This window comes from Reticulibacter mediterranei (assembly GCF_016587455.1).
The window spans coordinates 1,181,396-1,206,564 of the sequence record NZ_BNJK01000001.1; the positions used below are offsets into that span (position 1 = coordinate 1,181,396).

The following is a 25,169-nucleotide window of genomic DNA, read 5'->3' on the forward strand; positions in this document are numbered from 1 at the left end:
CTTTCAGCAACTCGACAACTTATTGAATGTCATCAGTAATACGTGGCTCCTCGTCGCTCTGAACAGAATCGGGAAACCATTGACGCACCCGTTGAGCTGGCAAAGAAGACTTTACCTGGCGCAATAAAGATGATCTGGCCTCCTCTGCTGGGGTTGCCGCCGCTAGCTCAGGTGGACACTTCTTCAACTCAAGCGAAATGGTATTCAGCGTGGATTGCAAACTTTTGATGGTGTTCAACGATTCAATAGAAGTACTGACTCCTTCCTGTTGTGCACGCTGCACACTTTCCCGTAAGAGCCTCACTTCATTAGTAAGCTGATCGTGGAGCTTACGCAATTGGCTGCATCGATCAGGGGTATTACTCATTAGATTCCTCTCTCTGTAATACTTCTGCCTCACTCAGAATAGCACACTATCTAAAGGACAGGTCATCCAACGCTGTTATACACCACTCACTGTGCAGGGTGCAATCAGTCAGCGATAACACCACACTTTTATCTTATAACCTGCCACTCCATAACAGCATTTCGGACAGCATTCCTCGTCAACATACAGACGAAATTGCTGCCCGAATATGTTATATACTCAAAAATGGCGCTACGTCAAATGTATAAGAACAGACGAGAAAAGCGTCATTTTTCACCCGGCTCACACCACAGTTTGATTTGTGTATGCCTGCGTCAGGTCCGATACAGGCGCGATCAATTTCTCGGAGGTCATAAACTGCTCCATCGACTGCCAGGTCGCACTGTCATTATAGCCGAGTTGCTTGCTGCTCTGCCAGAGAGGAATTGTTGCCTTTAATATCGCCAGCGTCTCCGTTGTGTTGCTCATCCCTGGGATATATGCTTTGCTCGTTTCAACTGCTCCAGCAGGATCGGCAATGACATCTTTCAGCCCTTTCAGCGTCGCCTGCACAAAGCTGCGCACTACTTCTGGCTGGTTATGATAGGTCTCCTCCGTTGTCACAATGCCGTTGGAGATCAAGGGCTGATACTCAGAGACAGCAAACGTCCGCACTTTGAAGCCATTACTCTCCAAACGCAACGGCTCATTATTGGAATAGCCCATGACAGCATCGACGCGGTGGCTCATCAAAGCCGCTACCTGCGTGAACCCGATGGATTGCACTTTGACATCGGAGAGCGACAAATTCGCTTTGTAGAGCAGAGCCAGCAGGCCAGTATACGTTGCTCCGTATGGGCCAGGTACGCCTATCGAATGACCTTTCAGATCTGCCAGCGTCTTGACAGGAGAATCGGCAGGGACAATCAGGCTAACCGGATATTTCTGGAAGATGGTCGCCACATCGATCGCCTTAAGATGTTTATCGCGCGCAACAAGCAGTTCGTCGCCGCTGGCGAATACAAAGTTGCTTTTACCCGCAATCATCGAACCAACAAGATCAGGCACAACGCCATGATTGAAGGTTACATCTAAACCGGCGGCTGAATAATAGCCCTTTGTCTTCGCGACATAAAACGGCGAAAATTGAATATCAGGAACATACCCCAACCCTATCGATATCTTTTTCGTTCCAGCAGGGGCAGGTGTGGACGATGTGCTCCCTCCCGACGTTGTAGCGCCGCCACAGGCTGCAAGCAGCAATCCCACTATTCCCAGCAGGGAAAGCAAAGAGAAGATGATAAATGCACGATGGCGTATTGTCATCGATGTCGCTCCGTTCTTGATTATGATAGATAATAAAACCAGCACAAATGATGCTTACAAGTACTTGCAAGCATCATTTTCCAATTCAACTTAATAGATTTTTTCAGCGACTTTCGCCAGGAGCCAGGTACTCCCATAGTAGAGCGCAGCTAACCCCGCCAGAATAATCAACGTCGCAAACATAAATGGCGTGTTGTATTGATTCTTGGCAATCAATAGCAAAGAGCCTAGCCCCTGATCTCCTCCCTGCACAAACTCTCCCACCAGCGCACCGGTAATGGAGAGGGTAAAACCTGTACGCACGCCGGCAATCAACGCCGGTAATGCCAGCGGAAATTCAATGTTGGCAAGCATGGACCAGCCCGAGGCACCCTCAACACGTGCAGCATCTGTCAGTGTCTTATCAATAGTTTGCACGCCCAGCATCGTATTCACCACCATCGGGAAGAAGACGACCAGCATACAGACAATCACATTTGAGACCGTCCCAGATCCCAACCAGATGACAAGCAAAGGAGCGATGACGATAACCGGGATCGCCTGACCAGCCGCGAGATATGGATGCATGGCAGTTGCCAGTAACCGCGATTTGACGAGTCCATATCCTAAAGGCAATGCGATAATGACAGCCAGTAAAAAGCCCAGAGCGCTCTCCTGCACAGTTACCAGGATACTGCTCAAGTACAAACCTGATTGTAGACCATCGGATAAACTGGCAAACACATCCACTGGCGCAGGCAAAAACAGAGCATTGACGGCTCCTGCTGCCGTAGACATGTACCAGCCGATCAATAAGACAAGGGCCAATACAATAGGAGGTAGCACTGAGAGCAAGCGCATCGTGACTCTTGCTCTGGCAATAGATGAATGGTGAGCAAGATCACTCACACCAAATGATGCAGGACGCTTCCGTATAGACGTGCCCGCCTGATGCGCGTCCATCATTGCATCGTTCTCTGTAGAGGTTGTTACACTCATGACATCCCTCGGTAGCTATACTGACGAAAACTCTACAATACATAGGGATTCGTCAATTCAACTGACTCGGGGAGGCTTGTGAGGGAGATGAACGAAGACCACATACAGAATAGCTAGCCCCATACTACCGAATGGTCTCATACCATACCTGGCAGTATGTCTATAAGCAAGGATGCGTCATCGCTCCTATCCTATATAGCTATTCGTCTGTTTGCAAAGAACAGCTATTGGGTGGTCTGCATATAAACCTTCTCCCATCCGGACTATACCGTCGGCTTCGGAATCGCACCGAATCTGTCGCCTCGTCAACGTGAAGCTGATGAAGGACTCGCGGGCTTACTTTGCTGCATCTGCTGGCAAAGCACACCGCCGGTCGGGAATTGCACCCTGCCCCGAAGGTCTCTATGCATCATTATGCCACAAAGCTTGAGCATGCGGCAAGGGCGGACATTAGCGATTTTCTACGCGGTGAAACTCTTCCGCATAGGTATACCCATGCCGCTCGCCAGCTTCCTTCGCCCAGGCGCGCATCCATTGTTCAATTTCATCAATATTGCTGGCAAGCTGGCTTTCATGAGCGCGCAATGCCAGTATCTTGCGATCCAGAGTTGTGCTAATATCTACGCCATAGTTCACGACCGGTGCCGCCATGATATACAACTCCGATACCTTATGCGGCTGATACCCTTCCTCTAGCAGCTCGGGAAAATCCCAGGGGTTTTGCGAGGCCGGATACACAGCAGCCATCGTCGCCTGCCCCGCTGCCATATGATCAGGGTGATACGCACCAATGCTGAGCGCTGGCGTCCATCTGCGCTCAGGGGTCTGAAACACCAGACGCGATGGCCGATAACGACGCAAAAGGCGTACAATGTCGCGCCGCAATTGCAGCGTCGGCTCTAATTGGCCATCAGTATAATCGAGGAATATCACATCCTTGACACCCAGTATGTGTGCTGCCGCCCGCTGCTCCTTCTTGCGCGTCTCGACTATCTGTTGTCTGGCAGTTGGACTTACATCTGTCGCCTCGTCTGGCCCGCCGCTGCCGCCATCAGTACAAAGCACATAATATACATCCCAGCCCTCTTGCGCCCAGAGCGCGGCCGTCCCGGCCGCAGCAAATTCTGCATCATCAGCATGTGCGACAACAACCATCGCCACTTTCTGTTGCTCTTGATCGGTCACAGGATCTTTCCTACTACTTTCTTCTCATGACTATTACAATCAATGGCAGAGATCACATGAACACTGATCTCTGCCATTGATTGTAACAGATTTTCAAGCTAAATTTAACGCACTTTTCTAGCCCGTCTGCTCCCCTTCTCTCAGCACGCATTGCAGGCTAGCTCCCCTTCGTTGAGATTCGCCCTGATTCATTTTCAATCGCTCTAAATCAGCAAATTTGATGTCAAGAGTGATGTCAAAAAGCGCTTCAATCCTCACCTTTATCATAACTATCGATCCTCCTAGAGAGCCTAACGACTGGCATCGTACAGTACATTAAAAGCCATTTCAATCTGCTGCTACAGGCCATTGGGGACGTTATACAGGAGGTCGCGGGAGGTGGTGTTTGTCGAGCCGGGTAACGCAAACCAAGAAAAACCGGCTATCACTCAAGATTTTTCTGGCATCTAAGGATACACAAGCACATTTGCCATCTATCAATTTGTAAACTACAAAACAAATGAAAGGTGCTACAATGATATTAACAGCACCTTTCATTTGTTTATCATGAAAAATGTTTTAAAAGATTTAATTAGCCAAATTATCATCAAAATCAAAAGGATAAGAGTAATAATTGTAACAACTATCAATTTTATAAATAAAATAAGCGGATTGGAGGGATCATCTGGTATTATCTGCTTTAAGCCTTGTATTATAAATGACCACATGAAGAATGTAATACTATACATTACTCCGCTTATCATTAGATTGCGCCGTTGCTTCATTATTGACTTAAACTGTACTATATCTCCATCAATAATCATTCCTTTTGTGCTAATCTCATTTCTTGCTCCATTCAACAAAACAGAAAAAGTTACAGTATGTTTGCGGTTGAGAGTTATTTTTGGAAATTCTATAAAATCTTGTGTTGGTGTCGGTTGTAAAAAAAAGGATTTATAATCAGACTGATCTATCAAGTCTTCCGGTTCGGTTTCGGTTACTTCTGAACTAATTACTGTCCTTCCCATAAATAAAAATTGGAGGGGTTTATCGTAATCATCCTTTTTTACTGCTGTGTTTCCTGTATTTGAAACTTTAATAACAGCAAGTGTGACCTCTTTTACTGGATTGCCATCAAGCCTTATCTCTACTCTACTCTCAACGTTCTTCTTAACGCTAATAACAGATGCATCAGAGATTATTTCATAGCTAATTTCTTTCTTCTGTTGTTGCCTACGAAAGATCCAAATAGCTACAACACTTGTCAAAACACCAGAAAACACAACAGCAACTATTATATTAATGATAAATTGATTAAAAGGATCATGCCAGAAGTCAGGAGGTTGTGTGGCTAAAAGTATCAACATAATCATTTCACTATCTTCCATCTATACTATTTCTGTTAAATATCCTGATTAATAAAACGGCCTGATTATCTCACAATTGCACCTATATTTCTAGACGTAGCATCTTTGGATATTTAAAAGGAGAGCAAGTATAGCCTGCTCCCTACTTTTGCTTTGTCCCTCTACTAGAATGCAAAACAAAAACCTTCTTTACGCTCCCATATATCCCCCATTTTTCCTATCATAGATATTGCATCAATTTGCTATGATCGACTAATTTGACCGACAAAAATAAGATAAAGTATTAAAAAGTATATAAAAGTATGAGCAGCTAAACGGCCTGTAACAATCCTGTATGGAAAAGGGTGTGCTAAAGGGATTGTACAAAGCTCAGAAGCATGGTAGAGTAATACTAGGCAACGGGACAGGGCGAATCACACCGTTCCCATATGCCTGTACTACTGTGATGGGGCTAGTAAGTTATAGATATCCTGCAAAGGAATAGCCATAACGAACAACTAGCCAAATGGTAACACGTGCTGTCATGTCTTCATGTCGCGTTACCAACCAATATGTACGGACGTTAGTACAAGTAAAGACCCGGCTTTGAGGTTATGAAATATCAAGGCAAGGTGTAAGTAAATGAGCAACACAAAAGGACTCTCAATAATCGTCTCGGCAAAGACAGATTTTGAAGTCCCGTGTCCCTCTTGATCGAGGATAGTTATTTACTATGGTTTTGCATTGTACATACTTTTACATAAAATAGCATACCATAGCATAAAGCCAAAAGTCAATAAAAGTTTTCAATTTTGTTAAAAACTTTATAAAACTATTGACATGACGGCCTGACAAACTATCCTCCTAACGTAAGCTCTTAGGAGATTTCATGAACACGAATGCATCAGTTGAGTTACAGTCAAAAAAGCAGTGGGTTGTATGGAGATACCAGGAACGAGAAGGGAAGCAAACCAAAGTCCCTTTTCATGCTCTCACTCATAAAGGCGCTCGTTCTAATGACCCTGATACCTGGGTAACATACGAGCAAGCCCGTACAACCTATGAACACTCGCAAGCTAGCTCTACCCCTTACAGTGGAATCGGGTTTATGCTGGCAGATGGTATCACGGGGATTGACTTAGATCATTGTGTGAACGAGCAGGGAGTTATAGAGGAGTGGGCTAGCACGATTGTAAAGAAGCTGGCTAGCTATACAGAATATTCCCCCAGTGGGACAGGGCTTCATATCTTTGTACGTGGTCATGTCGCTAAGGGATTGAAACGCGGTATACCTCAGCCATATCTCCCATCACATGAGAAAGCGGCTATTGAGATGTACAGTAATGGGAGATACTTTACTGTCACAGAGAAGCATCTTACAGGAACCCCTACCACGATTGAAGAGAGGCAAAGTGTGTTAGATAGTCTGTACGCTGAATTTGGAGAGAGGGAGCCTGTACAACAAAAGCCACAACTTGCACACATGCCTTTACTCTCCTCTGCTCCCTCGTTACTAGGCTTGTCAGACCAGGAGCTACTACAGAAAGCCGAAACAGCTAGCAATGGCGATAAATTCTCTGCTCTCTTCTTTCAAGGGTCCATAGCTGGCTATCCCTCACACTCAGAAGCCGATCAAGCCCTGTGTAATATGCTGGCTTTCTGGACTGGCAAGGACGCTATACAGATGGATCGATTGTTTCGACAAAGCGCACTCTACAGGGAGAAATGGGACGCAAACAGAGGAGGGGCAACCTATGGGGATATAACGATTGAACGGGCTATACAGCAGTGTCGTGAAACCTATAATCCTCTACGGAAACAGGAGCAGACAGTCAAAGAGATAGACCGTGTGTTACATCGTGTGGCAGGTATACAGGAGAAGCTAGGCAAGAATAGGCAGACACCCTATAAACTGGCTCCCCGTTCAATCCCTGTAGAGAAGGTGCTTGAGTACCTAGACCAGATTGAATATGGGGATGGATTGCTTTTTGCTGAGGTGTTTAAGGGACAAATCTGCTATGACCACACAGGGAAAGAGTGGTATCTGTGGCAGGGCCATTACTGGGAACTGGACAAAACGGGGAAAATCCGTCAACTGGTATCTGGTGTACTTGGCTCCATCTATCTCAAAGCGAAAGCAGAGTTACACCCTCAATTAATCGAATGTGAGGAACAAATCAAGCAACTAGAAAAGAGGGAGAAGGAACTAAGGGAAGAGGGAAAGAAGTTTTCTAAAGAAGAGGAGAAGCAGCTAGAAGAACTGGGGAAACGGAAAAGCGAAATTAAGGGATGGATGAAAAACCTGGAAGCAAGGGCTGATGCACTGCGAACTTCACGCCGTAATATGAGTGTGCAGTTATTCATACAATCAGAAATGGGTGTTACTTCTGATATGTGGGATAGTAACCCCTGGCTCCTGGCAACTCTACATGGGGTTATTGATCTACGTACAGGCGAGTTTCGAGACGGGGGACCTGCTGATTACATCCGTACCGTTTGCCCTACTGAGTGGACAGGATTACAAATCTCTTCCCCTCGTTTTGAGCAGTTCTTAGAGCAAATTTTTGAGGATAAACAACAGGAACGGGCTAGCTTGATAGCATTTTTACAACGGCTTCTGGGCTATGGCATGACAGGGTTAAGTACAGAGGCTATATTCCCTGTTTTCTATGGAGAGGAAGGACGCAACGGAAAAGATACCCTTCTGAGTGTGTTGAAAGACGTGTTAGGGCCGTTGGTAGGGGCTGTAAGCAATGATGTGTTTATTGCTCAGGATCGAAACCGGACAGGAGGATCAGCAACCCCTCACTTGTGCGACTTGCAAGGAAAACGGTTAGTGTGGGGGAGTGAAACAAAGCAGGGTGATAAACTCAACGTCGCACAGATTAAATTGTTGACGGGTGGGGGTGAAATCTCGACTAGACAGTTACACGGCAGGCAGTACACCTTTAAGCCCTCTCATAAACTGCTGCTCATGACAAACTACAAGCCGCATGCAGATGCAAGGGATAAAGCATTTTGGGAACGAGCCTGTTTAGTTGAGTTCGGTATGAGGTTTGTAGATATCCCAAAAGCCAAAAACGAGCGTAAGAAAGATAGCACCCTGGTTAGCAAGCTCAAAGAGGAGCATAGCGGGATTCTCGCGTGGTTAGTACGTGGGTGTCTGGACTGGCAACAACACGGGCTTGCCATACCTGAATTTATCCGTGTAGCTACTGAGGAATACAGGAATGAGGAGGATACGTTGGGACACTTCATTGATGAATGTTGTGTGGAAGAACTTAATGCAACGATACCGGCTAGCAGGTTGTATGAAACCTATCTCAACTGGTGTAAGGACAATCAGCTAAAACCTATGAGTGGGCGTTTATTCGGGGATGATATGAGCAAGCGACATGAAAAGAAACGTCTCAAAGTAGGGTATGTTTACCAGGGGATAAGGGTATTAGCTCCTGGTGAAGAGGGTGTAGGGTTGGTGTATAGTCGTAACGAACCCTACACCACCTATGAAGCTTCTCCACAAGCCAGTTCACACGTTATCAATGATGTTAGCGGTGTAGGGTGTGTAGGGTTAAACCAAGTTTTTATTAAAAATACACCCTCAAATAGTCCCTTTGAGGAAAAAAGTTGTCAGGACCATACACACTATACACCCTCCCAGCCTGTGACTACTAATGAACCGCCTTCACAGGCTGATTCAGATAAGGTGTATGGTTACTACGGATCATACACCAACCCTACATCCATAGATACACCTGTGGATGCAGAAGAAGAGGCACTTCAATTGTATTGCATGCTACGGGAGAATCAGGAGTTTGTGCAACGGGGTAACATCCTCTATAGAGAGGATTACTACACATATGATGATTACTTCAAAAAACTAGCCCATGATCTAGACAGTGATGATCCCAACGAATGTGATACCGCGTTAAGTGAGCTACGACGTAGAAAACATGAGCTAGGCTTGTAAAAATCGAGATACAGCTAGCCCTGTGTGGTTTATCCCACTCCCAAAAGCAGGGCTAGCCCCTCAGAAGGTCAAGAAAGGGCTTGTTTGTATTCTGGCTAGTAGTTTTACCACCCTCATAATATAAGCTGTTCTATGGCCTTCTCAACCCCTAAATAGCATATGTCTGCTCAACGGGACAGGATACCCTATTACGCTGATACTTCCTTACTGTGTTAGCCTCTCCCTCTTGCCTTGTGTGGCTAGCAAGCATAAAACGGAAAAATAAATTTCCACTTGCACAGTAGGGAGCGGAAAAATAAATTTCCGTTTTACGCTCATTGTGTGCCCTCTCTTCTAAGGAGCCATAACAGGAAGGAGATTAGGAGTATGGTTCGCATAAGGTCAGGCAGGGGTGATGGAGTATAAAAAACAGACCATTGTGTGACAGTAGCATGGCCTGTTTTTGTACCTCTTAGAATGGCTATATTGTGGGCTTTAATAAATGCCTATACCTGTGTAATTCCTACACTTTCACCTAGCCAGTCTTCCACCTTAACGGCTTGCTCCAATTCCTTAACTAATTTCACCGTTTCAACGCTCACTGTGACCACTTTCCTGACCAGACGCACAATATACTCTTCATCATCTAATTGGTTAGGATCACTGACAATTCCGCTTCGCTTATCCTCACTAACTTGGTACTGATCGATCACCCATTCGAGAGCCGAGCGATTGCCTAGACGATACTCAAAACATTCTGGCGGTAGTGGCCCTAATCTCAAGCTCTCATTGACAACTACCACACGCCTATCAGTAGACATGCGCATTTTCTCTACACGCCAGGAAAAAGGTACGCCTTTAGTCTCAATCAGTTCCAAAGACTCTTTAGCCTGTTCATAGTTCAGATGAATATCCATAAGTTGCTTACCAATTCGTACACAGGTATTGAAAGCGTCTTTTCGTAAAAGAAGGGAAATATGTGGGAGATCGCGTTTGAGGTTTTCGGCATAACGTTCTCGGTACTGGGGATGATGTAACATGCCGTAGACATAGTGGAAGATGTCCCATTTGGTGACTTCTGGACCGTATTTAGCCTGAAATTGCTTGAGCGCCCAGTCGGTAATATTCTCGCGGCGGTTGCTGCCGTCGTCAGAGTAGGTGTAGAAAGGAAAGCATTGTGTGCCACAACCAGCACCAACTAAATGCATATCTGGAATAAGACTGGACACCAAAACCATAAAAGGCTTCTCTGATCCTAAATCAGTAAGGCCGATACACCGATTTTCTAATTCTGTTTGAGAATTTGGAAAAAATCCAGGGAATTGATAGATACGCTCAATAAGCTTACGATCTAAGTACAACCACTGTCTACAGAAAGGGCGATACAATGACAACCGGACTTTTGTTTTATCAAAGTCTTCTGCATAGTTATTACGTTGTAGGCTCAGTTTTAATCCTTCACTCCACTTAATTCTGGTATCATCATACATAACGAAGTCATTTACAGATACAGCTTGGTTACTACCACGCCGCCGCCAACGATCTACTTCACTATTGTACGTACCAATAAAGCGAGATACCTTTTGCTCTAGGCTATTCCGGCTAAAATCATATACCCAATCATCACGGTTAGTACGTACTCCTAGTGAATAGGTCTTGAAGATAGTGTTGATTCTCTCCTCTTCCATTGATCCATAACGTATGGTTCGCGCCTCTTTACTTCCTAATGGTGTGTATGTTTCAAACTCTGATCTAAAACCTTCGGTAATCCAGGTATATTTTGCGTCAGGTAACAATTCTTGCCATTCAATAGCTGCTAAGCTGCCTTCCTTTGCTAGCAATGCTAATTTATCTGCTCGTGTCCAATCTTCAGGCACACGGTAATAATAAAGTTTTCGCTGAGTGTGCTGCTTACTTCGTATCGCTATAGTAATGCCTACACCAACCTGAATACCAAAAACATTATGTGTTGTGCCTGAGAGCTTGGGGTTTTTGCGCACATTGCCATGCAAGTCAAGGTGATATATCTGTGTGAAATCTTGCATAAGGTGCTTACGCATACCATCAAACGCTATTTGGTCAATGAATGAGTTATTGCTGACGAAGCAAACAATTCCGTCACGGCCTCCAAGACGGTCTATTGCCCAGCGAAAGAACCTGACATATGCGTCATAGAGCTTGTTCTTATTGGTGGCATTAGAACCCTTCACATAAGTTTTATTAATGTTAGCATCAATTACTTCATACTTACGATTTTTGTTATTATCATTTTCATTTACCTGCCCAACATTATAAGGTGGATTTCCTATCACCACCATGATCTGTGCTTCTTTTTCGCGCCTGACCCGTTCAGTATTCTCTTCAACAAATAGAGATAGTTGTTGTCCCTCGGCTAGCTCTAATGTATCCGCAAAGCATATCCCTTCAAATGGCTCATACTCCTTCATTCTTTCGTAGTATTCATGTTCAATGTTGAGTGAGGCGATGTAGTAGGGAAGCAACGTAATTTCATTGCAGAAGAGATCATGTTGATACTTATGTTTGAGCTGATAACTTGGGATACGATGGACAAGGTTGACAATAAAGCTACCTGTGCCTGTTGCGGGATCAAGTATTTGCACACCTGGCTTAGAGATAGATGTACCGAATTCCTTCTGTAACACTTCTTCCACGCTCGCACACATAAAGTCAACGATCTCTTGAGGCGTGTAAACAATACCATGTGTATCTGCTTGTTTCACCGAGAAGCCCTGAAAGAAACGTTCATAGACTGTGTTGAGGAAGTGTTGGCGTTCAGACCAGTTTTCTATTCCCTTTGCAGCCCCTTCGATGGCAATATAGAAGCGATCAAGTGATTTCAGGAACTCATAGCGATTGAATGAGCGGCTAGCAAGCGCCTGGATTACCTTTTCGACTTCAGCAGCAATCACGTTACGGTTGATAAAATCAGGATTATTGAAGACGGTACGAAAGAGGCGCTCGGTAAGTAAGTGTTGTACAAGCATCTCCTTAATAGTATCCGTGCTAATTTGTGGATTGAGAGCAACTTTACAGAGAGAGGTGAAGGTATCAAAAGCTGTGATAAACTTTTTGTTCTGCTTATGTTCTTTGTCGATAATAGCAAGTAGTGCCTTTGCCAATTCGGGGATACGCTCCTTAAACTCCTGTACCGCCGTTTCAAAGTTCTCAATATCTGGTTCTGTATAGGTCAAGAAGCGTTGGAGTAAATCACCTACACTCTTTGGATCAGTTAGATTATATTCTTCTACGCGTCTTTTGTCCTGATAGAGTACGGCCCGCTCTGTATTCTCAAAAACAGTATTTGTGAGAGGGTATCCATCAGCAATCTTCTTTCCAATTTCCTTTTCGAGATTCCCTTTTGGCCCTTTTGCCTCCCAAAAACCACGTCGCAGATTAAACTCATCAGTCAATATACCGTCAGGCCGTATCTTCCCTTCCATTGTCCGTTCTGGCGATATTTTCCAATTGACATGACGAGCGACATCTGCTAATAAGTTTTGAAAAGCCGCTCTGAGTCCTAATTCATCGTCTGCTTGATCCCTATAATATTTAAGCTCTTTATGGTAACGTTCAACAGCCTTCTTGACGATAGGAGCGCTAATAGTGGTGGGTGTGAGTGCCATACGTTTCCCTTCAACCCCTGCCCCGGTTTTTGCTTTCTTTTTTTTCGTATCTGTAGTTTGATTTGTTTCTATTGTCGGCTTTCCAGCTAGGTCTCCAACAACCTTACGAAGACCTTTTGCAATATCCGTAAATGCTTCATCCTGGTCTGACCATTTTTTCACAGGTTTAGCATCTTTTGGGAGGGCTTGCAGCTTACCAAAGGGGGCCGACTCCCAATCACAGCTACGCACAATAATAGGAATGACACGAGCTTCGTTGGCAACATGTCTTTTCAACGCCTCCTGCATTTCAATACCATAACAATAATCAGAGGCGATGAAATCAGGGCTAACCAATAATAATATTATACGAGCAACTTTTAAATGAGCATCAATCTCTTCTGCCCATAAGTTTCCAGGGGGAATTTGTCTATCATGCCATTGTGTAATATAACCTTGCCGTTGGAGGAGCTTGAGATGCTTTTCTAATTCGTTTCGTAGTGCTTCATCTTCATGTGCGTAAGAATAGAAGAGTTTCATAGGCTCTGTTGCCATCCATTGCGCTCCTTGCTGCTACTCACATCCTGCTACAATCTCCAACCTACAATTGCCAAATGGTAAAGAATCAGGTTCACTCCTCCGAGCCTTGTTGGTCTTGTTGCTCTTTTTCATGTATCGTCTCGATTAAATCCCTGATATCCACCCCCATTGTCGTAGCCAGCTTGTCTAGCGTTTCTGTAGTCACGACTGTATCAGGCTCCCGAAAAATACGCCTGACAGTACGGATATCTACCCCACTTTTTAAGAATAATTGCCGTTGTGAAAATCCCTTAGCTGCTGCTACCTCTTTTACCTTCAGACGATACATAACATTCTCCCTCACGTTTCCACATAGTCTAACTTTTCCACCTGTTTCAAGGAAGATTGAAAATGGACACAGGATTAATGGACAAAGGACTTGACACCACAGGACTGGTAATCATAGGATTTATTGACAGGGTGAATATATTTCCCCACTCTATATCGACATGAGGGGAAGGTTTGAAGAGTGCCCCACTACGATTGATAAGGAGAGTCTTAGCTATGGGAAAGAATGAAAACAAGTACATTATTGAACCGAATACAGCAGAGATAGCACGCCTGATCGATCAGGATCATATTTTTACAACTGCAATGGGGGGATTGTTCCCTGAAGATTTAGAGCCTGATATCCCGAAAGCCCGATCCCTGCTTAACCTGGGGTGCGGTCCTGGGGAGTGGGAGAGCAATGTAGCATACCAGTATCCCAACTTGACCATTACAGGAGTAGACATAGATAAAGATATCGTCAAGTACGCGCAAGCACTAGCAGACGTGCGTACACTGGCTAACCTTGTTTATGAAGTGATGGACATTAAGCGAGGTTTAAGCTTTGATGATAACGCATTCGACATAGTAAACGGGCGGCTCCTGTTTGCTTTTATGGATAAGGAATCATGGCCTAAGCTGCTAGCAGAGTGCTATAGAGTGGTAAAGCCAGGGGGAGTAGTGTTGTTGGCAGAATACGAGGTAACAGTATCAAACAGCACCGTTTTACAATTCCTCTACAGTCGCCTTTATAAGCTGCTGCTAGACCAGGATAGAACATACTCAGTAGATAGGCGGTCTGTAGGTATCTGCCATATGTTACCCCGTCTCTTGAAAGACGCGGGATTTACTGAGGTGGTAAGCCGTCCCTTCCTGATTGATGCTAGTTACGGCTCCCCCTGCATTTCGCTTGCTGCAAGGATACTCAAACTAGCATGATCCTACTAAAGCAATATCTTATGCAGGCAGGAGTAGAAGATATTGAGTACGATGCCTGTCTAGCTCAGATGCAACTAGACATGATGCAAGAAAGCTTTACTAGCATCTCCTACGGTTCTCAAGTGTGGGGGTGCAAGCCATGATAGAAGCTGCTCCCATCGTTATAGAGTTAATGTTTTACCATAAGTACACTATCCCCCTGCTACAAGCAAGTGGATGTGAGATTAAACGAGATGCTTCTAAGGTAGAAATAACGGTTATCCTTCCACCTGGGAGCAAACGAGAAGAATACCCGACACAACTAGCCCATGCTCGTACGTTCTTGCTCACCTTGCCCGATCAAAGCGTATTTTACGAGTTGTACCATCTGAACTTTAATAGTAGTACTGTCTCACCACCTTTTTACAGATATCCCAAAGTCAAACTGCATGAATTATTCTAGCCTCTTCCGCTTAAAGCCCTGTAGATTGCTCACCTATAGGGCTTTCCTCCCCGATTATGAGCTTTCTCTTCCTGTCTAGTACTTTCTTCCCTTAGCACGACGTACGAACATCATGTCTTTACGTTGTACGCTTTCTTGTGTTATAATAAGAACATCAGCGAAAGCTGATGAATACAGACACGATAAGGAAATAGCACCATGACACGACAAGTTACTCAGGACACCCCACAGGAACAACCCCTCTTAATTACTGTTGAGCAAACAGCAAAATTACTCAGCTTAGGCACAACAAAAACCTGGGAGCTTATTGCCCAGGAAGGTTTACCCGTTGTGCGTTTAGGTCGAGCTGTTCGGGTAAACCCTAAGCGCTTAGAAAAATGGGTAGAGAGCAGAGGCAAGTAGGCACCCTAAAGCGAGAAAGGAAGGGATAACCATATGGCTAGAACGAAACGAATCTATGGAGAGGAAACCATCACGACGCGCAAAGATGGGAGATATCAAGTCAGTGTACCAGGAGCAGACGGTATGAAAACTGCTCCTGCTGCACACCTGCTCACCGTTTCCCAGGCTTGCGATTTTTTGCAGGTGAGTAAAGCAACTCTGTATAGACGCATGGCAGATAAGAAAAATCCGCTTCCCTATCATAAGATAGGTAAATGCACAAGAATTGATCCTATACAGCTTCAAAAATGGGTAGCTAAGAAGTAAGTCAATAGGCTGTAGCTTACAACAAGTTAAGGTCGGTCTAGAGAAAAGAAAGGGTTTTATTATGGCTAAAAAAAAGAGAATCTATGGGGAAGGAACCATCACAAAGCGGAAGGACGGAAGATATCAAATCGCTGTACCAGGAGCAGACGGCAAACGCCGTTATGCTTATGCCGATAGTGAGAGAGAGGCAGAAAAAGAACGGCGTCGGCTCCTGGGAGAAGTTGAGCAGGGGAAGTTACCCGCGTCAAAACAACCATTTCAGGTACACATCAGGGAATGGTTAGAAATGAAGAAACGTATGAGCAGCAGGGGAGCCGGGTATAAGCCAAATACGTATACAAAGGCAGTGTACCGAATGGATGCATACTTTGTACCAGTATTAGGACATATAGCCCTTAACAAATTAGCTCCTGGGCATATTCAGAAGCTAGTCAATAAAATGCTAGACCAGGGGCTAAACCCTAACACGATACGGGAATACATCAGTACGCTTCATACCTGTCTGGAATCAGCGGTAAAGCAGGGGAAGATCGATAGTAACCCATGTGACCGGGTAGAACTTCCTAAAAAGATCAAGTCAAAAAACAACTTTCTCTCCCAGGATGAAGCCTTGCAGCTTCTAGACGCCTGCAAGGATCATAAGTTGTTTAGCGTATTGGTTCCCCTGGCACTCGCTACAGAAGCCAGGGAGAGCGAATTACTAGCCCTTACATGGTCTGATATCGATTTAGAGCAGGGGCTAGTATCGATCAATAAAACCCTGACATCAGAAAAGCAAGAGCAGGGAGAGAAAAAGTTAGCCATCAACAGTGTTACCCCGAAATCAGAAAGCAGTAAGCGTGTGTTAACTCTTCCTGACTTTGCGATTGCTGCTCTACGGTCACACCGAAAACAGCAACTAGCAGCAGGCACCCCGAACCCGCTTAACCTGCTATTTCCTAGCCCCGATACAGGTTCCCATTACTGGCCTACAAGTGTATCTAGTGCTTTTAGTAGGTTTGCCAGGAAGAGAGACTTTGCTATCACCTTTCACGACCTACGACATACAGGGGCTACGCTCCTGCTAGAAAGTGGGACCGATCCCAAAACGGTGTCAGAAAGGTTAGGGCATAGCGACGTGGCTTTCACAATGAACATCTATGGACATGTTACCAGGAAGATGAAAGATCAGTCTGCTAACACCCTTAACAGCCTCTTTACTGCCAGTCAAAAAGGCAAAAATGAGGCTATCTGATGTCACAACTGATGTCAAACCCGATCAATACCACTAATCACTACCCCATAAACTAGCCTCTAAAGCCAATCCACAGAGCAGACGGGAATAGAATGAAAGATTTTCAAGCTAAATTTTATTACGCATGTTGCGGAGTTTGCGTATCTGATAAGATTAACAGATCGCCATCCATATATTGCATTTCAAGATTAGCCTGGCACATCAGGCAAAGGGAGCGGGCCTCTCGTAGATAGCTCGCTCCCTGCTGATACTGCTCGCTCTCCGGCCCAAAGCTAATCAACATCCTGCCATAACAATACAGCGTACGGGCATAGTCCAGGCGCATCCCAGAACCAGCAAACTGTTGCAGTGCTAGCTTGAAGTTCTGCTCGGCTTCCTCATAATGGGCCTGGTTCGCCAGAATGCTACCTAGCACTCGCTGTGCCTGAGCCACACTCCCCATCAATCCACAGCGTTGAGCACTCTCCAATGCCTGTCTCGCGTAATGCAGGGCATCTGTCGCCTTACCAAGCAACAATAAGATGCGTGCTAAGATTATCTCTCCCTCTATGCGGGTCTCTTTATCCAGCCCATCGAGGGCAAACACCTTTTCAATCGTCTTCCCAGCTCGCCTTAACACGCCTCTATCAGCCTTGCAGAGTTGCATATGATTATTGGCAGAACTGGAGAAGCGAGCCAGCCGCATCACAGCACACGCAATCCAGACGGGCCCAATACAACTGGCAACGGTGAGATGTTTATTCGCTGTCAAAGCTCGTCGTATGTACTGTCTGGCCTGACGCACGGCCCCCAAATCTTGCGATACAAGCGCCAGATACGTAGAAGCCAGGCCGATATGCACCTGATCATCGCCCTGCTCTGCCAATAGCAGCCCTCGTTGATACAACGCTCTTGCCTCCACGAGATTACCAGAGCGAGTTGCCAGCAACCCAAGATTGATATAGATGATACAGATCGTCGGGATCTCGCCCACCTGCTCGGCAATCTTCAAAGCGCGCCGTGAAACGATCTCTGCCATCCTATAATCTGTTTTCCTGATATACACGTCCCCCAGATTGCACCAGATCAACCCGATCTCGCGCTGGCAATGATATTGCTCATACACGGCGAGCGCTTGCTGGAAATGCTCTAAGGATGCATCTACCTGACCAACCGAATTGGCAATTATCCCCTGCAATGCATAGATCCTACCAAGATTGACTGGATCGCCAGCCAATGTGCGGCGCAAACGCGTTGGCGGCGCTGGCATATCTATCTTCCACTGCGTCTCCTGCTGCAATGCGCTTTGGAATAGTTCTAACGCGCGTTGAACAGAAGCACGAGCAAGCTCATAACCGCCATTACGCCAGTACACATAGCCTTGCTGCAAAACAATATGGGCCAGGGCGTGACCATCACTGATGCCTGCCGCCTCCAATATCTGTTCGCTCTGTCGATAACATCGCAGTGCGTTGGCTCCATCTTCCACATCATACCAGGTGACGCCGATTTCACACTGAAACATGGCCTGCAACTGCACCTCTTTCAAAAAATCCATGCCCACTACAGACTTCTCCAGCGCATCATGCAACTCAAGTATCCGCTCATAGCAGCGCCGGGATGCCAGATATTTGCCTTGAAAGCGAGTACACTCGCCCAACAATTCCAACAAATAGGCCAGTGGAGCAACATCATCAGGCGTCGTCTGACAGCTGCAAAGATCCTCACCTTCGCAACCCCATCCATATTTCAAAACCATGCGATAATATTGTTCGGCTTCGGGATAGGCGGCCAGCGCATACGCATGATGGCCCGCCAGTTCAGCATAACGAGCAATAGAGCTTGCATCAGCACCTCCATACAGAAGATGATGCACAATCAGAGCAGCACCTTCTATTTCTCGCTTCGCATATATTTGGCTCAGTATTTCAGCAGCTTTACGATGGAGCAAAGCGCGCCGGGTGGCCGATAATGTCTCATCAAGATGGCTCATCAAGAGAGGATGCCAGAAATGATACATGATATTGCCGCCACCACGCATCTCTTCCATCAAAACACGCTCTTGCAATGCTTCATCAATAATATTGAGCAGCTGTTCTTCTCCCATACTCGTATTGCCGCTATTTGTCATGAACTGCATGGTTGAAAAAGCAAATGAGCTGCCCAGCACAGCCACCTGTGCAAGAAAGTTTCGACAGGTGTTGCTTAACTTATTCAACCGTTGCTGCAACACTGCCGTAATCGTCTCAGGCAGGGAATGCGCAAGCGCAGGTTTATCCAGAGGAGCTTGCACATCATAAGAGAGACGCGCCAACTCTTCTGCAAAAAAGGGATTACCCACAGCCTGATGCTGGATATACTTATTGAACGGCTCTGGCACCTCTGCAACCAGTTCGCCAATCTGCGCATCAGTCAGCCCGGTGATATGGGCAACCGCCACCGCATGCTCTCGCCGCAAATGCCCCACCAACGCCATCAACGGATGCCCTGCTGATACCTCATGCTCGCGATAAGTACCAACTATCAGGAATGGATAATCTATCAGGCGGCGTATAAGGTAGCCGAGCAGTTCGCAACTCCCACTATCCGCCCAATGCACATCGTCAAGCACCAGCAGGATCGGTTGGCGCTCGCAACTTTTTATCAACAGCGCCAGTACCGCTTCCCAGAGGCGCAACTGCTCATGCTCTGATGACTCCCGAAGAGGGGCAGCGCTATCTGCAAGTTCTGGCAAGAGCGCAACGAGCGGCTGGAAAAAGAGTGGGCGCTGACCATCCTCTCCCCTTCCCCATAATCCCTGCCTTAAAATGGTGCGCAACACCTCCACCCACAATTGATAGGGAGCACGGCACTCATGACTATAGAGACGGCTCCAGACAACAGACCAGCCCCGCTGATGAGCCTCATGACTTACCTCTTCAGCAAGGCGCGTCTTCCCAATACCAGCCTCGCCCAACAAAAAGGCACATGGCACGCGAGCTGGTCGCGTCCAGCTGGTAGGAGCAACGTCACTGGAGGAGAGATCGACACGCCGCTCTGTCTCAAGTATCAGGCGATGCAGCAGTGTCCGTTCCTCCTCTCGCCCAACCAGAGGACGCTGTTGCTGGCGCACGGGATACGACAAATGATATGTTGTTGCAGATGACAACTCATCTTGTTCTAACTCACTTGTTTGTACTGCCTGCTCCAATGCCTGCGCAAAAGCTGCTACGCTGGGGAAACGCTGCCGTGGGTCTTTGCTCAATGCTCGCAGAACAACTTTCTCGATAGCCGGGAAGATAGCGCTGTTCTTCTCTCGCAGAGGCACGGGAGGCGTCGTTAGGTGCTGTCCTGCAACCTCACTATGCGTTCCAACAAACGGCAAGGCACCACATAACCATTCATATACCACCACTCCCAGCGCATATTGATCGCTTGCAGCACACGGCCTTCCTTCCAGTTGTTCGGCAGCCATATAGAATACAGTGCCAACAATGTTTTGAGCGCCTTTCTGTTGAGAACCCAACGCGGCAACGGCCAGCCCGAAATCGCCCAGCAAGAGCCTTTTATCGAAACCCACCAGCATATTTTCAGGTTTTACATCCCGATGAATCAGACTATGATCATGAGCGAATTGCAGCGCCTCCGCAATATCCTTGACATACGATAAGACGGTGCCAACATCCAGCACTGTTCCCTCTGGATAGAGCCGCCGTATGCTGCCATAAGGAGCATATGCCATCACAAGAAAGGGGGTTCCCTCCTGTACCGCGAAATCGTGGACCTGCACGATACGGGGATGCTCAAGATGAGCAATCAATCGCGCCTCCTTGAGAAAAGCCTGCACATGCTCATTAAGCAGTTGCACATGCAAGATTTTCAATGCCGCCTGCGTATGCAGATAAATCTGTTCTCCCAGATAGACTTTCGCAAATCCTCCCTGTCCCAACAGGCGCTGCAACCGATAGTTGCCCAGGCGTTGCCCCACATGATGTTCCATATTGCTTTCCATTCGCAGCCCTCTATAAATTTACATGCTATGCGTTTCTCTCCCTAAACAAGCGCAAATAAAACCCCGCTTCCAGTAAACATGGCATATTTTTTCTGTTTCTTCAACCTGGTAGGAAACTTTGCACCTATTGTCTACCTCAGCAGCATAAACAAAGGCCAGATGCCTATCTCCTTTCTCAACTGAAATATCTTCCTCCTTAGACTCGTATTACTATCGTTGCGGCCATCACACAACTCGCCAGGGACGGCTGAGAATGTGATGTGGTACGCTAAGTCGTGTTCAGGTCCAATACTTCATTCTTTACAGTATTGGCAGCCAAGGGATATAATAGGACATCTACGAGGAGGGACATGAGTACCGAATTACGCATTATACCAATCCGAGGCATCGGAGATATCCACCCAGGAGACGACCTGGGCCTTACTATCTATGAAGCCTTGCGCAAACAAGATTTGCAGATTGAACAGGGCGACATCATAGTGGTGACACAAAAAATTGTTTCCAAAGCCGAGGGGCGCACCATTGACCTCAATGATGTGCAGCCATCAGCTTTTGCCAGCGCGATAGCAGAGCAATATCAGAAGGACGCCCGGCATGTTGAAGTCGTTTTGCAGGAAAGTAAACGTATCGTGCGCATGGATCACGGCGTTATCATCAGCGAAACGAAACACGGCTTCATCTGTGCAAATGCCGGAGTTGACGAGTCTAACGTCAACGGAGCACAACTACTTACGCTCCTGCCAATCGATTCTGATCTCTCAGCTCTGGCATTGAAAGCCAACCTACAAAAACTCGCTGGGGAAAACCCTCCCGCTGAAATTGCTGTTATTATTTCAGATACCTGGGGCCGTCCCTGGCGCACCGGACAGGTGAATATGGCTATAGGCGTTGCTGGCCTGGAGCCACTGACAGACTATCGCGGCCAGATTGACTCATATGGCTACGAACTACACGCCAGCATCATCGCCGTAGCAGACGAGTTGGCGGCGGCGGCAGAGTTAGTCATGGGCAAAATAGATCAGGTTCCGGTCGCCCTGATTCGAGGCTACAAGTATATATCGGGATCGAGCAGTGGACGCGCCCTCATCCGCGATGGTGCGACCGATATGTTCCGTTAGCCATTGGATGTAATAAGGAAAAAGCTATCGTGACGACACAGTCCGAAACTCGACAGAAAACGCAATCACAACGCGCGGGCGATCTCGCCACGCTGCTGCGCAGTCGTCGTAGCGTGCGGAAATATCAGGATCGTCCCGTCGCGCGTGAATTGCTTGAACAGATGTTGGAGGCGGCACGCTGGGCACCTTCCCCACATGGCAGGCAGCCCTGGCGTTTTGTCGTGCTGACACGTCAAGAACCAAAACAGTTGCTCGCCGATGCGATGGGCGACGAATGGCGACGCAATCTGCAAATGGATGGGCAGGCGGAAGAAATTGTCAATCTGCGCCTGGAAAAATCGTATCAGCGCATTCTGCAAGCGCCTGCCATCATCATTCCCTGTTTGTATGTCGAGGATCTAGATACATATCCAGACGAGAAACGCCAGGCCGACGAAACGATTATGGCAATTCAGAGCCTCGGTGCAGCGGTCCAGAATATGCTTCTCATGGCCTATGAGTTGGAGCTGGATACCGGTTGGATGTGTGCGCCTCTCTTCTGTCCAGATGTTACTAATGAAGCATTGGATCTGGACAAACGGCTCACTCCCCAGGCATTGATTACCGTTGGATACGCTGCGGCCGATCCACAGAGGCGTCCACGCCTCCCATTAAGCGATCTCATTGTTCGCTTTGACTGAGGATAGAGATATGATAGTTGTTCTTTCTGGAGGTGTTGGAGGAGCGCGCTTCTTACAGGGCGTCGTTCAGGTCGTTCCCCAACAACAAATCACGGTCATCTCCAATACCGGAGACGACCGGGAGTTCTATGGCTTGCATGTTTCCCCCGATGTCGATATTGTCCTCTATTCGCTGGCAGGCATCGTCGATGCCGCTAATGGCTGGGGCATCCGCGACGACACCTACAATACCATGCAACAATTGACACGCTATGGCAATGAAGATTGGTTCTTGCTCGGCGACCGCGACCTTGCCACACATATTCATCGCACCAATCTGCTGCGGCAAGGGAAAACGTTGAGCGAGGTCACAGACAATCTACGTATACAGCTGGGACTGGACCTGCGCGTCTTGCCCATGAGCGATCAGCCCATTGCTACCCACATTCAAACTCCAGCCGGGTTGCTGCATTTCGAGGAATATCTCGTCAAACATCGGAGCGCCGACGACGTGCAGGATGTGGTCTTTGTGGGAGCCAGCAAAGCCAAACCCGCTCCAGGTGTGCTGGACGCTATCAAACAGGCTGATGCTATCCTCATTGCTCCCAGCAATCCGATTGTCAGCGTTGGCACTATTTTAGCCGTCCCCGGCATCCACGATGCCCTGCATGAAGCAAGTGGCATGGTTATTGCCATCAGTCCAATAGTTGGGGGCGCACCCATCAAAGGACCAGCCGATAAAATCATGAGAGGCTTAGGACTTGAGGTGTCGGCGATTGGTGTTACACGCTGCTACCGCGATTTTCTGGATGTCATGATTATCGATGAGCAAGACGCGCACCTTACTCGTGAGATTGAAGATCTGGGCATTCCTGTTGTTGTGACCGATACTATCATGCGCGACGACGAGACAAAAGCAGCGCTGGCACGTACAGCTTTACAGGCAGCAGGATTAACTATATAGGCAGAGAAACACTGCTTCAGCAGGACAAAGCATGGCATATCGAGCGCTTATTCCAGTAAAAACTTTAAGTGAGGCGAAAAGTCGTCTCGCGCCCTACTTAACCCAGACCCAACGGGCAACGCTGGTGCTGGACATGTTACGACACGTCATCGACGTTTTACATGGCAGCAAAAGCCTGGAAACGATCTCTGTTGTCAGCCCGGACCCGAATGTGTTACAGCAGGTACAGGTATGGGGTGTTCATGCTCTGCTTGAGAAAGCTCAGGGACATAATCCTGCACTGACAGTTGCCGCGCAGCAAGAGCTGGCAAGCGGAGCCACTGCCCTCTTGACGCTCTCCGCTGATCTTCCTTTGCTGCGCACATATGATATCCAGCAGATGATCGAACAATCGCGGCACTACGAGGTTGTGCTGGCTCCGTCCTATGAAGGAACTGGCACCAATGCGCTGCTCGTGCGTCCACCGCTCGCCGTTCCCTATGTGTTTGGCCCCGGCAGTCTGCAACGCTATCAAGCCGAGATCCAACAGCGCTTCCTCAGCAGTACACTCTATATCAGCCCCGGAACGCGCTTCGATGTCGATACAATTGAAGATGTCAACATCTTTCGCCGTTCCGAAATCGCCACCGCATAGAGATAACACAAGAAGGAGTTGCGCGTATACTACGGACCAGCGCAACTCCTCTCGGCTTTTTGCTCACAGGCGATTAATGCGGACCAGCAGCCTCCTCTGTCCCACACGGACCTCCTCCAGCATTCTCCTCGATCTCCACAACCTCGCCCTGCATCGTCAAGATTGGTCGATACCACAACGACATACGCTCAGAGGAACGGCCAATATAATGACAGATGAACGAGCGGCGGAAACGATCCTTTGATGCGTTCGGTTGCGAACCATGCACTAAGCTGCCATTGAAAAAGAGGACATCGCCAGGAGCAAGATTGACTGGCACCGCATGCAAACCTTCTGGAATGGGAACATAGTCGCGCGTGAAAGAGAGGCTTCTGTCCGACTCTTCCGGGCAGAAAATGTCCATTGCATGCGTGCCGGGAACAACTTCCAGGCCACCATTTTCTCGATCAGCGGGATCAAGGGCAACCCAGGCCGCGATACAGGTTCCCGGCTCAACGCGCAGATAGAAGTTATCCTGATGCAACGCCTGACCGCGCGCTCCCGCAGGCTTAAAGTAGAGCATACTCTGAGCGGCTAATGGCTCTTCAGCAAAAAGATCCTCCAATACTGCCGCCAGGCGAGGATCAAGCAGATAGCGCAAGGCAACATCATTGACGCGATGAGGATGCATCATCCGAGGATAGAGCTTCAAGATATCCCCATTGGCCTCTTCAGCCGATACAGGACGAAAGCAACCAGGAATCGGACCGCCAGCATGCATCTGCATGAACGTATCGATGAGCAGTTGTATCTCATCCTGACCGAATACACTTGGTAATACCAGATAGCCCTGTTCGTGAAATGTCGCCAATTGCTCGCTCGTCAAGTGTCGCGCAGTTGTGGTCATTGCCAAGTTTCCTTCCTTCTTCTCTAATATGCTCAAC

At 47.2% G+C, this 25,169-nt stretch carries 18 protein-coding genes and 1 riboswitch; of the genes, 9 read left to right on the forward strand and 9 right to left on the reverse strand.

Translation table 11 applies throughout. The features are described from left to right. Positions 1-19: 19 nt before the first annotated feature. The 5 genes from K3T83_RS05270 to K3T83_RS05290 form a co-directional block, all read right to left on the reverse strand. Positions 20-367 carry a hypothetical protein gene (locus K3T83_RS05270; protein ID WP_220201927.1) on the reverse strand — a complete coding sequence of 116 codons (348 nt, stop codon included), beginning with the start codon at positions 365-367 and terminating at the stop codon, positions 20-22. A gap of 282 nt (positions 368-649) precedes the next feature. After that, positions 650-1,672 carry an ABC transporter substrate-binding protein gene (locus tag K3T83_RS05275; RefSeq protein WP_220201928.1) on the reverse strand — a complete coding sequence of 341 codons (1,023 nt, stop codon included), beginning with the start codon at positions 1,670-1,672 and terminating at the stop codon, positions 650-652. A 90-nt stretch (positions 1,673-1,762) separates the two neighbouring features. Next, on the reverse strand, positions 1,763-2,650 hold the full coding sequence (locus tag K3T83_RS05280) for an ABC transporter permease (protein WP_220201929.1): 888 nt from the start codon (positions 2,648-2,650) through the stop codon (positions 1,763-1,765). A gap of 242 nt (positions 2,651-2,892) precedes the next feature. Continuing rightward, positions 2,893-3,054, reverse strand: a riboswitch (FMN riboswitch). Positions 3,055-3,100: 46 nt separating this feature from the next. After that, a complete protein-coding gene (locus K3T83_RS05285) occupies positions 3,101-3,835 on the reverse strand; it encodes a PIG-L deacetylase family protein (protein WP_220201930.1) in 735 nt (244 codons plus the stop codon). Between the two features lie 533 nt (positions 3,836-4,368). Then, positions 4,369-5,202, reverse strand: a complete 834-nt coding sequence (locus K3T83_RS05290; protein ID WP_220201931.1) for a hypothetical protein — start codon at positions 5,200-5,202, stop codon at positions 4,369-4,371. Between the two features lie 1,066 nt (positions 5,203-6,268). Between K3T83_RS05290 and K3T83_RS05295 the strand changes: the two genes are divergently transcribed. Next, the gene (locus K3T83_RS05295) at positions 6,269-9,130 is read left to right on the forward strand and encodes a phage/plasmid primase, P4 family (protein ID WP_220201932.1); all 2,862 of its coding nucleotides are present in this window, start codon (positions 6,269-6,271) and stop codon (positions 9,128-9,130) included. Positions 9,131-9,615: 485 nt separating this feature from the next. Here the strand turns inward: K3T83_RS05295 and K3T83_RS05300 are convergent, their stop codons facing one another. Both K3T83_RS05300 and K3T83_RS05305 read right to left on the reverse strand, forming a co-directional pair. Further along, entirely contained in the window at positions 9,616-13,287 is a 3,672-nt protein-coding gene (locus K3T83_RS05300; RefSeq protein ID WP_220201933.1) for a type ISP restriction/modification enzyme, read from the reverse strand. Between the two features lie 76 nt (positions 13,288-13,363). Continuing rightward, positions 13,364-13,600 (reverse strand): helix-turn-helix domain-containing protein, encoded by a 237-nt coding sequence (locus tag K3T83_RS05305; RefSeq protein ID WP_220201934.1) that lies wholly within the window; start codon positions 13,598-13,600, stop codon positions 13,364-13,366. A gap of 215 nt (positions 13,601-13,815) precedes the next feature. Here K3T83_RS05305 and K3T83_RS05310 point away from each other — a divergent pair, with 215 nt between their 5' ends. The 4 genes from K3T83_RS05310 to K3T83_RS05325 all read left to right on the forward strand — a co-directional run bounded on the left by K3T83_RS05310 (position 13,816) and on the right by K3T83_RS05325 (position 16,901). Further along, entirely contained in the window at positions 13,816-14,517 is a 702-nt protein-coding gene (locus K3T83_RS05310; protein WP_220201935.1) for a class I SAM-dependent methyltransferase, read from the forward strand. Between the two features lie 640 nt (positions 14,518-15,157). Beyond that, entirely contained in the window at positions 15,158-15,361 is a 204-nt protein-coding gene (locus K3T83_RS05315; RefSeq protein ID WP_220201936.1) for a helix-turn-helix domain-containing protein, read from the forward strand. A gap of 123 nt (positions 15,362-15,484) precedes the next feature. Continuing rightward, positions 15,485-15,667, forward strand: a complete 183-nt coding sequence (locus tag K3T83_RS05320) for a helix-turn-helix domain-containing protein (RefSeq protein WP_220201937.1) — start codon at positions 15,485-15,487, stop codon at positions 15,665-15,667. A 61-nt stretch (positions 15,668-15,728) separates the two neighbouring features. Next, positions 15,729-16,901, forward strand: a complete 1,173-nt coding sequence (locus K3T83_RS05325) for a tyrosine-type recombinase/integrase (protein WP_220201938.1) — start codon at positions 15,729-15,731, stop codon at positions 16,899-16,901. 118 nt (positions 16,902-17,019) lie between these two features. On the opposite strand, the gene K3T83_RS05330 is transcribed toward K3T83_RS05325, so the two are convergent. After that, entirely contained in the window at positions 17,020-20,859 is a 3,840-nt protein-coding gene (locus K3T83_RS05330) for a serine/threonine-protein kinase (RefSeq protein WP_236064823.1), read from the reverse strand. 362 nt (positions 20,860-21,221) lie between these two features. Here K3T83_RS05330 and cofE point away from each other — a divergent pair, with 362 nt between their 5' ends. Genes cofE through cofC form a run of 4 tightly spaced genes read left to right on the forward strand, consistent with a single transcriptional unit; the run spans position 21,222 to position 24,246 of the window. Then, positions 21,222-21,989, forward strand: coding sequence for a coenzyme F420-0:L-glutamate ligase (gene cofE / locus K3T83_RS05335; protein ID WP_220201940.1), 768 nt, complete (start codon positions 21,222-21,224; stop codon positions 21,987-21,989). Between the two features lie 29 nt (positions 21,990-22,018). Then, a complete protein-coding gene (locus K3T83_RS05340; RefSeq protein ID WP_236064824.1) occupies positions 22,019-22,669 on the forward strand; it encodes a nitroreductase family protein in 651 nt (216 codons plus the stop codon). A 10-nt stretch (positions 22,670-22,679) separates the two neighbouring features. After that, positions 22,680-23,612: a 2-phospho-L-lactate transferase gene (cofD, locus tag K3T83_RS05345; protein ID WP_220201941.1), complete on the forward strand. Its 933-nt coding sequence runs from the start codon at positions 22,680-22,682 to the stop codon at positions 23,610-23,612. Positions 23,613-23,643: 31 nt separating this feature from the next. After that, positions 23,644-24,246 carry a 2-phospho-L-lactate guanylyltransferase gene (cofC, locus tag K3T83_RS05350; RefSeq protein WP_220201942.1) on the forward strand — a complete coding sequence of 201 codons (603 nt, stop codon included), beginning with the start codon at positions 23,644-23,646 and terminating at the stop codon, positions 24,244-24,246. A gap of 73 nt (positions 24,247-24,319) precedes the next feature. Here the strand turns inward: cofC and K3T83_RS05355 are convergent, their stop codons facing one another. After that, a complete protein-coding gene (locus tag K3T83_RS05355) occupies positions 24,320-25,132 on the reverse strand; it encodes a phytanoyl-CoA dioxygenase family protein (RefSeq protein WP_220201943.1) in 813 nt (270 codons plus the stop codon). Between the last annotated feature and the right edge of the window lie 37 nt (positions 25,133-25,169).

Bases quoted from the DNA above. Each gene is read 5' to 3' on its own strand.
- K3T83_RS05270 (WP_220201927.1), bottom strand. From the start codon at position 367: ATGAGTAATACCCCTGATCGATGCAGCCAATTGCGTAAGCTCCACGAT.
- K3T83_RS05275 (WP_220201928.1), bottom strand. From the start codon at position 1,672: ATGACAATACGCCATCGTGCATTTATCATCTTCTCTTTGCTTTCCCTG.
- K3T83_RS05280 (WP_220201929.1), bottom strand. From the start codon at position 2,650: ATGAGTGTAACAACCTCTACAGAGAACGATGCAATGATGGACGCGCAT.
- K3T83_RS05290 (WP_220201931.1), bottom strand. From the start codon at position 5,202: ATGGAAGATAGTGAAATGATTATGTTGATACTTTTAGCCACACAACCT.
- K3T83_RS05295 (WP_220201932.1), top strand. From the start codon at position 6,269: ATGCTGGCAGATGGTATCACGGGGATTGACTTAGATCATTGTGTGAAC.
- K3T83_RS05300 (WP_220201933.1), bottom strand. From the start codon at position 13,287: ATGGCAACAGAGCCTATGAAACTCTTCTATTCTTACGCACATGAAGAT.
- K3T83_RS05305 (WP_220201934.1), bottom strand. From the start codon at position 13,600: ATGTATCGTCTGAAGGTAAAAGAGGTAGCAGCAGCTAAGGGATTTTCA.
- K3T83_RS05310 (WP_220201935.1), top strand. From the start codon at position 13,816: ATGGGAAAGAATGAAAACAAGTACATTATTGAACCGAATACAGCAGAG.
- K3T83_RS05315 (WP_220201936.1), top strand. From the start codon at position 15,158: ATGACACGACAAGTTACTCAGGACACCCCACAGGAACAACCCCTCTTA.
- K3T83_RS05320 (WP_220201937.1), top strand. From the start codon at position 15,485: ATGAAAACTGCTCCTGCTGCACACCTGCTCACCGTTTCCCAGGCTTGC.
- K3T83_RS05325 (WP_220201938.1), top strand. From the start codon at position 15,729: ATGGCTAAAAAAAAGAGAATCTATGGGGAAGGAACCATCACAAAGCGG.
- K3T83_RS05330 (WP_236064823.1), bottom strand. From the start codon at position 20,859: ATGGAACATCATGTGGGGCAACGCCTGGGCAACTATCGGTTGCAGCGC.
- cofE (WP_220201940.1), top strand. From the start codon at position 21,222: ATGAGTACCGAATTACGCATTATACCAATCCGAGGCATCGGAGATATC.
- cofD (WP_220201941.1), top strand. From the start codon at position 22,680: ATGATAGTTGTTCTTTCTGGAGGTGTTGGAGGAGCGCGCTTCTTACAG.
- cofC (WP_220201942.1), top strand. From the start codon at position 23,644: ATGGCATATCGAGCGCTTATTCCAGTAAAAACTTTAAGTGAGGCGAAA.
- K3T83_RS05355 (WP_220201943.1), bottom strand. From the start codon at position 25,132: ATGACCACAACTGCGCGACACTTGACGAGCGAGCAATTGGCGACATTT.